Source organism: Pseudoalteromonas sp. G5_S1_54_S4, assembly GCF_054968565.1.
In genome coordinates, this window is the sequence record NZ_JBQKUL010000046.1 from 20,116 (window position 1) to 32,554 (window position 12,439).

A 12,439-nucleotide genomic window follows, 5' to 3' on the forward strand; every position below is an offset into this window, starting at 1 on the left:
TTACACTTAGTGTTGTTAAATAACGCTTATTTTAAAGCATGAACAACGTCATTAAGGATAGTCAATGGTAACACCATTACCAATAAACGTAGGGCGCTTAACTCAAATTGCGGGTTTTGAGCTTGTACGTATGTTTTTAACTAAACGAGGACTTATTGCACTGGCGGCTTTTGCGCTAGTGTGGCTTGTTATTTTACGTTACCCGATAGGGCAGGCAGTGGGCATTATCAGCTCCCCCGATTTTGAACAAATAGCCCGTGATATTTCCGGCTCTATTGGATTAAATAAGTTACTTGATTGGCCTGAAGCCGAATTTGCTATGTATTGGCTAATTGCTTTGTATAGTTTTCCTGTTTTTAGCTTATTTATTTGTAGTGATCAAACTGTGGGTGACAGAGAGAGGGGGACTTTAAGGTTTTTATCACTGCGCTCAACCCGCTTTGAAATACTCTTTGGTCGATTTTTAGGGCAGTTAGCGGTACTAACCTGTTTAGTTGGCATTACATTGGTAGCGACATTGGCGGTGCTCGGGTTTCGCGATCCGAGCTTACTTGCTGGTGGCGTTGGCCGTGCAGTTTCAATATTTTTAATTCTCATTGTTACTTTTGCGCCGTTTGTTGCGTTAATGAGTTTGATTAATACTTTTGCGAGCTCATCTCGCTTATCTATTGTGTTAGCCATTTTATATTTTACAGCCGGTGGCATTATTGTTGGATTGCTGGAGTGGCAAATACCCGCATTAAGTGTGCTTGATTATTTATTCCCTGGTGTGCAAATAGAGTTATTAGCGGGACAGAACTTACCGCTATTGAGTGCATTGGCTATTCCGCTTGTGCAAACAGCGGTGCTACTTGTGGTTGCGCAACGTGTTTTTGCAAGGAGCTCACTATGAAATCATTAATCACAGGGCGTAATTTAAGTAAATCGTACGGCTCAAAACTGGCTCTTAATAATGTGAGTTTTGAGATTCAAAAAGGTGCTCCCGTTGCGCTTGTTGGCCCTAATGGCGCAGGAAAAACTACTTTATTTAGTTTGCTGTGCGGCTATATAGCCCCTAGCATGGGAGAGCTTGAAATACTCGGCCATAAACCAGGCAGCGCTGCTTTATTTAATAAAGTGAGTGCATTACCGCAAGATGCCCAGCTTGATCCGCGTTTTAATATAGATAAACAACTTAGTTTTTATGCCAAGCTACAAGGCATGAGTACTAAGCAAAGCCACGTAGAGGCACTTCGTGTGCTTGATTTAGTGGGCCTTAGCGAAATTGCAAAAAACCGCGCTGGGGATTTATCCCACGGTATGCGCAAGCGTGTAACCATAGCGCAAGCATTAATTGGCTCACCACAAATTGTAATGTTAGATGAAGCCACGGCAGGGCTTGATCCTATTCATGCCAGAGAAGTGCGCGAGTTGGTATCTCAGTTAAGTGACCAAGCGACGTTTATTTTAAGTTCACATGATTTAACTGAATTAGAACGACTGTGTTCCCAAGTACTCCATTTGGATAAAGGCGTATTAAGCGAGCACCAAACTAAAGCAGTGAACACCGATAAGCACTTTTACACCTTAATGCTTAGCGACGTGTATCAAAATGTGGAGCAACAACTCCAAGCACTTGAGGGGGTGAGTCGTGTTTATATGAGCCAGCACAAAGAGTACGTGATTGAGTATCAACCAACCAGTGATCCGCTCGATGTAGCACTATTGCAATTTTGTCGCCAGCATAATTGGCAGTATCGGCAGTTAGTAAATGGCCATACATTAGAAAATCAAATATTTAAACAGGAGAAACTATAATGGGACTATTTAATGGTTTAATGGGTAATGCCAGTGAAGTGGATGACGCTGATTTAGAGAAAGTGTTGGCAAATACTCTTATTGAAGGTGAGCAAGTTGAAAAAGCGTATAAAGTTGTCCGTGATATGTTTATCTTTACTAATAAGCGACTTATTTTAATCGATAAGCAAGGCGTGACAGGGTCTAAAATGGAAATGATCAGTATTGCCTATTCTAAAATTACTAAATTCAGTAAAGAGAGTGCGGGGCACTTTGATTTAGACGCCGAGTTAAAAATATGGGTAGGTTCAGATCCAACGCCTATTAGCAAGGACTTTAAAGCAGGTGATAACATAAATGATGTTTATAGGATAATCAGCCAGTATTCATTATAGAAACAAACAAAAATCGGTGTAAAATTAAAGTAATTGTTTACAGCTTGTTGCGATTACTTTAACATAAACTACTCCAACACTTTCTTACAAATTCCCTAACAAATACAATTGCTTGATTCAGTTTTCGTTCAGTTTCGCGGCGTTAGCATACCCCCACTTTAGCAATGTAGTTAAAGTACAAAAACAATGTACATAGGGATGTTTCATTATGAAAAAGTTAGCAATTATTATTTCAGGTCTTTTATTATCAAGTGCTGCACACGCTGCAGATAGCTATCAATCAATCAGTAACTTAGGCTACACAGATACTGATAACAACGATACTATCAGCGTGGACTCTACTTACTACTTCTCTCCAAAGAGCACACTAGGTCCATACGACCAATTCGAATACATTAACAAGCAAAGCAACGTATTTGGTGGCTACGCTGATGACGATTTTGGCGATGTGACTGCTATTGGTGGTGAATACTTCGTTGAAGATTTTGTTGTTGGTGCGTCTTACCAAAATGCTGATTACAACTCTAACAACGAGTCATACACACTTTCTGCTGGTTACTTCTTCAACCCTGACTTACTTGCAAAAGTAAGATTTGTTGATCAAAAAGATGGTGATAACGTTACATTCTTTTCTTTAGCATACAACCACATGCTAAACGATACAGATTACGTAGGTATCACTGTAGAATCAGATGATGATTTTGATTCTCGTTCAGTAGCTGCTAAATACTTTGTTGATTTACAACAAGGTAACTACTTAACAGTAGAAGGTACATTTGTAAGCCTTGACGAAGCAGATGATCAATGGAACGTAGAAACAAACTACTATTTCTCTAAAGCGACTTCTGTATTTGCAGCTTACGATAAAGAAGACAACTACAGCTTTGGTGCTCAACACTTCATCAATAAAAACATTGGTTTAAAAGTGGGTTACGGCAACAACGCAGATGACTCAGATAACGATGCTTACTTTGCTAACATGCGTTTTCAGTTTTAATTAAATAATTAAAACCAGTTAAGTAGTAAAAAGCCCACATTTTGTGGGCTTTTTGCTGTGTGTAATAAATTAGTGACTTTACTCATCGTTATATTTTAATCGCAATAGAATAACTTCATCATTTAGTGGCACTCGTCTGACAGCCCATTGTATTTAAATTAAGATCGGTCATAATTAAATCAATGTTTTTATAACTGTAAAAGGAATGTGCTCATGTCAGTATTTATTATATTACTGGTTGTGGTGGTCGTGGTGTTTGCGATTAAAGATATCCGCCTTAATTTAATTACTCGACCTACTTTTAAGATGTTTAAAAAGGTGTTGCCGCCATTATCGCAAACAGAGCGAGAAGCCATGGAAGCAGGCGATGTTTGGTGGGATGGCGAGTTATTTAGTGGTGAGCCTGACTGGCAAAAATTACATAATTATCCGCGACCTAAGTTAAGTGAAAAAGAAACTGCATTTATAGATAATCAAGTTGAAACTTTATTAGCCATGCTTGATGACTATAAAATTGTACAAAAAGACAAAGATTTACCTATAGAGGTTTGGGACTTTTTAAAAACCGAAGGGTTTTTTGCAATGATCATCCCAGAAAAATTTGGGGGTCTTGAATTCTCTGCTATTGCTAATTCCACCATAGTGTCAAAAATTGCGACTAAAAGCTTAACGGCCGCCGTAACGGTCATGGTACCAAATAGCTTAGGTCCTGGTGAGTTATTACTGCATTACGGAACAACTGAGCAACAAAATCGTTGGTTACCTAGCCTTGCAAAAGGCGACGATGTACCTTGTTTTGCATTAACGGGCCCAGAGGCTGGCTCAGATGCTGGCAGTATTCCAGATTCAGGCGTGGTGTGCAAAGGCGAGCATGATGGTAAGGAAGTGTTGGGACTGCGTTTAAATTGGTCAAAACGTTACATTACCCTTGCGCCTGTGGCGACTGTGTTAGGTCTTGCATTTAAAATGTACGATCCAGATGGATTGTTAGGCGATGAAAAAGAGCTCGGAATAACGTGTGCACTTATTCCAACTGATCATCCAGGTGTTAAAACAGGAGAGCGTCATTACCCACTTAACATGGCGTTTATGAATGGCACAACGTACGGTAAGGATGTATTTATTCCGCTTGATTGGATTATAGGTGGCCAGCAAGGGGCAGGGCGCGGTTGGCGCATGCTAGTAGAGTGTTTAAGCGCAGGGCGTGGTATTTCATTACCGGCATTAAGCACTGCAACAGGGCACTTGGCAGCTAAGATGACCTCGGCTTATACGGTTGTACGCCAACAGTTTGGCGTGTCAATTGGGCAATTTGAAGGCGTACAAGAAGGGTTGGCACGTATTGGTGGACTAACTTATGCATTGGAATCATGCCGATTAATGACCGCAGGTGCAATTGATTTAAAACTTAGCCCGTCAGTAGTAACTGCAATTGCAAAGTACCACATGACAGAAATGGGTCGAACGGTAATGAATGATGCAATGGACATTCATGCAGGTAAAGGGATTCAGGTTGGGCCTAATAACTATTTAGCACACGGTTATATGGGTATTCCCGTCTCTATTACCGTAGAGGGCGCCAATATTCTTACCCGTAACCTTATGATATTTGGCCAAGGTGCAACCCGTTGTCATCCTTTCGTGTTAAAAGAAATGGAAGTTGCAGCAATGGATGACGATGATGCTGCACTTGAGCAATTTGATGGCTTGTTAATGAAGCACATTGTATTTGCACTGAGTAATGCAAGTATGGCCTTGGTGCATGGTTTAACTCGCAGCTACTTTGCTAAAGCGCCTGTATGTGGAGAGACGGCCGTCTATTATAAACAATTAGGTAGAATGAGCCGAGGATTGGCGTTCACAACGGATGTTGCAATGTTGATGTTAGGTGGTGAACTTAAACGTAAAGAAATGATATCGGCACGTTTAGGCGATGTGTTAAGTCATTTATATATTGCATCCACGGTATTAAAGCGTTTTGAAGATGAAGGGCGTCAGCAAGCGGATTTGCCTTTTGTAAAATATGCTATAGAGACATCGTTATATGCAATAGGCCAAGCATTTGATGGCTTCTTTAAAAACTTTTCTAATCCAGTGATTAACTTTGCACTTAAGCGTATTGTTTTTCCATTAGGTAACCATTATCACAAACCAAGTGATGCTATTGCCCAGCGTATTTGCGAGCACATGACTCAACCAGGGGTATTTAGAAATAGACTTACCCATTTGTGTTATGTGGATGAAAATGCCGGAACAGGCGTCATGGAAAATGCTTTCTTAGCAATGCACGATATGCACAATCAATTTAAGCAGTTGAAACAGTGGCAACGAAAAGGCAAGGTGCCTGCCACCTATGATATTGAACAAGCGATTGATTACGCACTTGAACACGAGCTCGTAACGAAGGTTGATGGTGAGGCAATGCATCATGCTAATAAGCTAAGAATGCAGGCTATTGCGGTTGATAACTTTAAACCAGAAGACATCTAACGCTGAGTTATAATAATAAAGAAGATAATAAAAAAGCCTTAAATTTATGATTTAAGGCTTTTTTTATGTTGTGTATTTTTTAAGCTCGAATATACGGTTATCGTTACTAAGGCTCTGAATGACTGATCAGCGCCCGTAAGGATCGGCGATGATTTTATCTACGTACCACTTACCTTTTATTTTAAGCATTTCAATGCTGCGGAAATCATCGATTTTTTTACCATTAAAATAACCGGTAAACACGATGTTTATTTTAGCTTGATTGCCATACTGTTCTCGCAGGCTTGAATTTGACATATCAATTTCAATCACAACTTCATCGTACTGTAAATTAATAAGACTACGGGCAAACTGTTTTGCCGTCCCATACGATTTCATTATGCGGGCTAATTTAGGTGTTGCGAAATCGCTGGCTTTTTGCAAGTTATGCTGGTTATAAAGCGCATCAAAATACACAGTAGCAGTGTCGCCTGGACGATCATTGTCAATGTACTGCTCTTTAGGTTTAGTATTTTCATTACAGCCAACGATCAAAATACTAAAAATGAGCACAAAAATGGTTAAAATTGTTTTCATATTTGGTCAGGTTGATTACTTATACATAAAGTGTGTGATGGAATGGAGAAGATGTAAAGAGGAGTGGACTAAATAGATAGTAACTTATTAAAAAAGCAATAAAAAAGGATGTTAAAAAACATCCTTTTTTAATCAGAACGCTTGATTATTGCACAAGCTCTTGTTCGCTAAACTCTTCGTCAAACATCGGGCTTGATAAGTAACGCTCTGTTGCACTTGGCAAAATAACCACAATATTTTTATCTGCATTTTCAGGACGTTCAGCAATACGTTTCGCTGCAACCACAGCTGCACCTGATGAAATACCAACTAAAATCCCTTCTTTTTTCATTAGTTCATGACACATTGCGATACATTCTTCATTAGAGACTTGCTCTACACCATCAATTATTGATAGGTCTAAATTCCCAGGAATAAAGCCTGCACCAATACCTTGAATCTTATGTGGCCCAGGTTTTACTTCTTCACCAGCAAGTGTTTGGCTAATTACCGGAGAGTGGCTTGGCTCTACAGCGATTGATTTTACATTTAAGCCTTTTTCTTTTTTAAGATAACGGCTTACACCTGTGATAGTTCCACCAGTACCAACGCCTGCAACAAAGAAATCGATTTTGCCATCAAGTGCATCAAAGATTTCTGGGCCAGTTGTTTCAAAGTGAATTTTAGGGTTTGCAGGGTTTTCAAATTGTTGTAATAAAATAAACTTTTCAGGGGCTGATGCTTGAATTTCTTTGGCCTTAGCAATAGCACCGTTCATACCTTTAGCACCGTCTGTTAGTACAAGATTAGCACCGAGTGCTTTTAATAGCTTACGACGTTCTAAGCTCATGGTGTTTGGCATTGTAAGCGTTAATTTGTAGCCGCGTGAGGCTGCTACAAATGCCAGTGCAATGCCCGTGTTACCTGATGTTGGCTCTATAAGCTCTTTATCTTTGGTAAGTTGACCTGATTTTTCAGCTTCCCAAATCATCGATGCACCAATACGGCATTTAATACTAAAGCTTGGGTTACGCGACTCAACTTTAGCGTATACATTCCCACCTGTAACACGGTTAAGTTTTACCAACGGTGTGTTACCGATGCTTAGTGAGTTATCTTCAAAAATAGTAGACATAATGTTCCTTTAGGTACAATCTGATCAACACATTAACAGTTAGTCTGTTAACTTTATAAGCCTACTTTACTGTGAGATAAAAAAAGTTAAAGTAAGCTTTGGCTATAACATATATTAATTCCGCTTATAACGGATTGAACTAAAAACTCAACCTGTTATTTTTTTAGTTATTAAAAAGGTGAACTTGAAGCCATTTGTTCGTTTTTAACTTTGTACTGTATTTTTTGTTTATGTAGTCGTTATTTAAACAAATCAACACTACATACTTATATTTTGTTGGTTAATTGTGCAAATGAACTGCGGTTGAACAGTTTATTGACACAAACTATTCAAAACATGATAAAAACACATTATCTAAATTCAATAAAGTAATCACCATGAAGTTAATCTTAAAATTAATTGCCGGTATTGTGGCCGGTATTTTAGTCGGACTCTATATTCCCTTAACTGGCGTTGAGCTTTTATACACAGTAAAAGAGCTTATTGGCCAGCTTATTAGTTTTACAATTCCACTGATTATTTTGTTTTTTATTGCCTCTGGGATTGCCGGGCTTCCTAAAGGGTCAGGGCATTTACTGGGAAAAACGGTTGGTTTTGCTTACGGCTCAACAATTATTGCCGGTACCTTAGCGTTTTTATTAGTCACAGCGATTATTCCGTTCCTAAGCGGTGGAATTTCATTTGAAGCTGAAGCAGTCACCGAGGTAGGTAGCTTTATTGACTTAGAAATTCCACCATTAATGGGTGTAATGACTGCTTTAGTCACAGCATTTGTATTTGGTATTGGTATGAGCCAGCTAGGTTTAGACACATTAAAAACGGTGTCTGATCAAGGGCGCGATATTATAGATGGTTTACTTGCTAAAGTAATTATCCCAGCATTACCGTTTTACATTGCGGGTGTGTTTGCTGAAATGACCGTGGCAGGTACCGTTGTTGATACATTACAGGCCTTTGGTGTAGTACTCATTGCCGCATTAGTGATGCATTGGTTATGGTTGAGTGTGCTTTATATTGTATCGGGCCTATTACTTAAGCGTAATCCTATTGAGCTAATTAAAAACATGCTACCTGCGTACTTTACTGCATTAGGAACCATGTCGAGCGCGGCAACTATTCCAGTCTCTTTGCAATCAAGTAAAGCAAATAATGTTAAAGAAGATGTAGCTAACTTTACAGTCCCATTATGTGCCACTATTCATCTATCAGGTTCAACAATTACAATAGTTACCTGTGCTATGGCTGTGATGTTTTTATCGCCTAGCATGGAAGTACCTTCACTAATGGCTATGCTGCCATTCATTATGATGCTAGGTGTGGTTATGATTGCTGCACCAGGTGCCCCAGGTGGCGCGGTAATGTCGGCGTTAGGTTTACTAACTAGTATGCTTGGTTTCAACGAAGGTGCAGTGGCACTAATGATTGCGCTGTACCTTGCACAAGATAGCTTCGGCACTGCGTGTAATGTAACTGGCGACGGTATCATTGCTTTGTGGGTAGACCGTTTTAGTGAAAAAGCCTCAGCTTAAATCACTATGGTGTATTTACCTACGATAGGTAAATACGCTTTGACAATACTGGGTCATAGCGACCGACGGCGAAAGCATAATATTAGTTATGGTTTCGTCGTATCTATGCTAATGTTGAAAATTAATTTTGTTAACTTGCATCTTATTAGGCTAGTGAGGGTGTTCCATTGATTAACGTACTTTTAGTTGATGACCATGAACTTGTGCGCACAGGGATCAGACGTATTCTTGATGACATACGTGGTTTTAAAGTAATAGGTGAAGCTAAAACAGGCGAAGAGGCTGTACAGTTTTGTCGTCAACATGCGCCAAATATAGTATTAATGGATATGAACATGCCTGGTATGGGCGGGCTTGAGGCAACTAAAAAGATTTGCCGTTATTGTCCCGATGTAAAAATTATTGTGCTTACAGTTAATTGTGAAGACCCATTTCCGAGCAAGGTTATGCAAATTGGTGCTCATGGTTTTTTAACCAAGGGGGCAGGATCTGATGAAATGGTGCGTGCTATACGTTGCGTGCATGCAGGGCAACGTTATATTGCGCCAGAAATAGCACAGCAAATTGCGCTTGCGCAGGTTACTGGGCGAACTGATGAAAACCCATTTCAAAGTTTGTCTGAGCGTGAACTGCAAATTATGCTGATGATCACCAAAGGTGAAAAAGCACAGGATATTGCTGAGCGCTTAAATTTAAGCTCTAAAACAGTAAACAGCTATCGCTATCGTATGTTTGAAAAGCTTAACGTAGGGGGCGATGTAGAGCTTACTCATTTAGCCATACGTTACAAAATGATTGATATAGATATCTCTTACTAGTCGATATATATGTCTGAATTTGATCATGCCCAGTTTTTAAAAACATTATCGAGTGAGCCTGGCGTTTATCGCATGCTCGATAATGACAACCAAGTTATTTATGTCGGTAAAGCTAAAAGTTTAAAAAAGCGGGTGAGCAGTTACTTTCGCAGCAACATTACCGACAGCAAAACCCGTGTTTTAGTGAGTAATATTTGTAATATTGAAGTCACACTTACTAATACAGAAACAGAAGCGCTTCTGCTTGAAAATAACCTCATTAAGAGATATCAGCCACGTTATAATATTCTGTTACGTGATGATAAATCGTACCCGTACATATTACTCACGAATCATAAGCACCCTCGTTTAGCCTTTCATCGTGGTAGCAGAAAAGTAAAAGGCGAATATTTTGGCCCGTTTCCAAGCGCTGGAGCCGTATCAGAAAGTTTGCGCTTAATGCAAAAAATATTTCCGGTACGTCAATGTGAAGACGCTTACTACCGTGCGCGTAGTCGGCCATGCTTGCAATACCAATTAAAACGTTGCTCTGCGCCGTGTGTTAATAAAGTCTCTGAAGATGAATACGCGCAGCAAGTGGATTATGTCCGTAAATTTTTAACCGGTAAATCCCATGAAGTAATAGCCGATCTTATCGCTAAAATGGAAAAAGCCAGTGAGCAGCTTAATTTTGAACTCGCAGCTAAAGTTCGCGACCAAATTATGCTATTGCGTAAAATGCAGGAGCAGCAGTCTATCTCAGGTAATTTTGCTGAAATGGATGTTGTAGGTTTTGCCCATTTAAATGGCTTAAATGGGATTCATCTATTAATGATCCGCGATCATAAAGTGCTGGGTAGTAAAACTTATTTTCCAAAGGTGCCTAAAGACTCACAGGAGCAGGAAATCTTAACCTCTTTCTTAGGCCAATATTACTTAGCGCCGGGAGCAACAGGGCGCATTGCCAAAGAAATCATCTTACCATTTGAAATTGAAGAAAGTGATGCGCTCAGCGAAGCACTAACTCAAATTAGTGAACGTAAAGTATCGCTTAAAGTGGTTACTCGTGGTGAGCGAGCACAGTACTTACAGTTAGCCAATAAAAACGCATTAAATAGTATTACGGTTAAGCAAAGCACTCAAGACTCTATAAACAAGCGTTATGCTCAATTAAAGGCTACCTTGCGTCTTGATGACATTAATCGCATGGAATGTTTTGATATCAGCCACACCATGGGCGAAAACACCGTGGCCAGTTGTGTTGTCTTTGATTCTCAAGGGCCTAACAATAAAGAATATCGTCGTTACAACGTCACGGGCATAACCGGTGGCGACGATTACGCCGCTATGGAATTTGCACTAAACAAACGTTATAACAAGTTAGTGGATGAAGATAAAATTCCTGATGTTATTTTTATCGATGGTGGTAAAGGCCAATTAGGTAGGGCAGAACAATACTTTGAAAACTGGCCGCATGCAAAAATGCCACTATTAGTTGGGGTTGCAAAAGGCACTAGCCGTAAACCAGGCCTTGAAACTTTACTTATTGACGGTGGGCGTAAAACTATTCCTATGGATTCTGATGCACCCGCACTGCATTTAATTCAGCATATTCGCGATGAGTCGCATCGCTTTGCTATTGCAGGACATCGGAATAAGCGTCAAAAACAGCGAACTCAGTCGCTATTAGAAGAAATAGATGGCGTTGGTTCAAAGCGTCGACAAACATTATTAAAATATTTAGGGGGCATGCAAGGCGTAAAAGCTGCTAATATAGAACAGCTAAAGAAAGTTCCTGGGATCAGTCCTGACATGGCTGAGAAGATATTTAACCATTTGCATGACAAGGGCTAGCCCTATGTGCGAATATAGAAAAAAAGACATATCCAAGTAGTTATGTGGAATATTCCAAACACACTCACAACGTTTAGACTCTTTCTTATCCCCATTTTTTTGGTGATATTTTATATGCCTTATTCATGGGCATTCTTTGTTGCTGCCTTTATTTTTTGGCTTGCTTCAATCACTGACATACTCGATGGCTATTTAGCGCGTAAGCTTGAACAATCAACGCCTTTTGGTGCGTTTTTAGACCCTGTTGCTGATAAAGTAATGGTGTGCGCTGCCTTGGTTGCTTTATCTGAGCATTATCAATCTTTGTATATGACTATTCCTGCACTTATTATTATAAGCCGTGAAATTGTTATATCGGCGCTACGAGAATGGATGGCTGAGCAAGGCAAACGCGGCAATGTAGCTGTATCCGATATGGGTAAGTTAAAAACCGCAGCGCAAATGTTAGCCATTATTGGCCTAATTTGGCAGTACGATACCTGGATGATGTATTTAAGCTATGGCTTACTTTATATAGCGACGTTTTTAACGCTCAGTTCTATGGTGCAATATTTAGTTGCAGCATGGGCAGAATTGACCAAAAATTGATTGTAAACGTCTAATAACGCACCATTTTAGATAAAAAATAATCAAACAGTTCAAAAGTAGCATTTTTTGTGTTGACGCGTTTAATAATCTCTGTAGAATGCGTCCGTGTTGAGAGGGCATAGCCCCCTAGATAAACAAAGCGGCACTAGCTCAGTTGGTAGAGCGCGACCTTGCCAAGGTCGAGGTCACGAGTTCGAGCCTCGTGTGCCGCTCCAGTTTATCTTAAAGCTAACCTAGTATTGAGGCGGAATGGCAGAGTGGCCATGCACCGGATTGCAAATCCGTTTACCCCGGTTCGACTCCGGGTTCCGCCTCCAATCAAC

11 protein-coding genes and 2 tRNA genes are annotated in these 12,439 nt (G+C 39.9%); 11 read left to right on the forward strand and 2 right to left on the reverse strand.

From position 1 onward, the window contains the following. The first annotated feature begins 64 nt into the window (after positions 1-64). From ACTRWE_RS15465 to ACTRWE_RS15485, 5 genes are all read left to right on the forward strand, one after another. On the forward strand, positions 65-892 hold the full coding sequence (locus ACTRWE_RS15465) for an ABC transporter permease (protein WP_350654960.1): 828 nt from the start codon (positions 65-67) through the stop codon (positions 890-892). Beyond that, positions 889-1,797, forward strand: a complete 909-nt coding sequence (locus tag ACTRWE_RS15470; protein WP_350654961.1) for an ABC transporter ATP-binding protein — start codon at positions 889-891, stop codon at positions 1,795-1,797. Before ACTRWE_RS15465 ends, ACTRWE_RS15470 begins: the two co-directional genes overlap by 4 nt. Next, positions 1,797-2,171, forward strand: a complete 375-nt coding sequence (locus tag ACTRWE_RS15475; RefSeq protein ID WP_350654962.1) for a PH domain-containing protein — start codon at positions 1,797-1,799, stop codon at positions 2,169-2,171. The genes ACTRWE_RS15470 and ACTRWE_RS15475 overlap by 1 nt, the downstream gene beginning before the upstream one ends. Positions 2,172-2,379: 208 nt before the next feature. Then, the gene (locus tag ACTRWE_RS15480) at positions 2,380-3,168 is read left to right on the forward strand and encodes a putative porin (RefSeq protein ID WP_013464588.1); all 789 of its coding nucleotides are present in this window, start codon (positions 2,380-2,382) and stop codon (positions 3,166-3,168) included. A gap of 213 nt (positions 3,169-3,381) precedes the next feature. Next, positions 3,382-5,658 carry an acyl-CoA dehydrogenase gene (locus tag ACTRWE_RS15485; RefSeq protein WP_350654963.1) on the forward strand — a complete coding sequence of 759 codons (2,277 nt, stop codon included), beginning with the start codon at positions 3,382-3,384 and terminating at the stop codon, positions 5,656-5,658. A gap of 126 nt (positions 5,659-5,784) precedes the next feature. On the opposite strand, the gene ACTRWE_RS15490 is transcribed toward ACTRWE_RS15485, so the two are convergent. Then, positions 5,785-6,234 (reverse strand): hypothetical protein, encoded by a 450-nt coding sequence (locus ACTRWE_RS15490; protein WP_013464590.1) that lies wholly within the window; start codon positions 6,232-6,234, stop codon positions 5,785-5,787. Positions 6,235-6,379: 145 nt separating this feature from the next. After that, entirely contained in the window at positions 6,380-7,348 is a 969-nt protein-coding gene (gene cysK / locus ACTRWE_RS15495; protein WP_028835324.1) for a cysteine synthase A, read from the reverse strand. A gap of 377 nt (positions 7,349-7,725) precedes the next feature. Here cysK and ACTRWE_RS15500 point away from each other — a divergent pair, with 377 nt between their 5' ends. From ACTRWE_RS15500 to ACTRWE_RS15525, 6 genes are all read left to right on the forward strand, one after another. After that, complete coding sequence (locus tag ACTRWE_RS15500; RefSeq protein ID WP_016899481.1) at positions 7,726-8,877, forward strand: dicarboxylate/amino acid:cation symporter; 1,152 nt, start codon at positions 7,726-7,728, stop codon at positions 8,875-8,877. 167 nt (positions 8,878-9,044) lie between these two features. Next, a complete protein-coding gene (gene uvrY, locus ACTRWE_RS15505; RefSeq protein WP_016899482.1) occupies positions 9,045-9,695 on the forward strand; it encodes a UvrY/SirA/GacA family response regulator transcription factor in 651 nt (216 codons plus the stop codon). A 9-nt stretch (positions 9,696-9,704) separates the two neighbouring features. Beyond that, positions 9,705-11,528 (forward strand): excinuclease ABC subunit UvrC, encoded by a 1,824-nt coding sequence (uvrC, locus tag ACTRWE_RS15510; RefSeq protein ID WP_462880289.1) that lies wholly within the window; start codon positions 9,705-9,707, stop codon positions 11,526-11,528. 42 nt (positions 11,529-11,570) lie between these two features. Further along, positions 11,571-12,116 carry a CDP-diacylglycerol--glycerol-3-phosphate 3-phosphatidyltransferase gene (pgsA, locus tag ACTRWE_RS15515; protein WP_013464594.1) on the forward strand — a complete coding sequence of 182 codons (546 nt, stop codon included), beginning with the start codon at positions 11,571-11,573 and terminating at the stop codon, positions 12,114-12,116. Positions 12,117-12,255: 139 nt separating this feature from the next. Beyond that, positions 12,256-12,331 (forward strand) — tRNA-Gly (locus ACTRWE_RS15520). Between the two features lie 28 nt (positions 12,332-12,359). Then, positions 12,360-12,433: transfer RNA gene (locus ACTRWE_RS15525), tRNA-Cys, on the forward strand. Positions 12,434-12,439 lie beyond the last annotated feature (6 nt).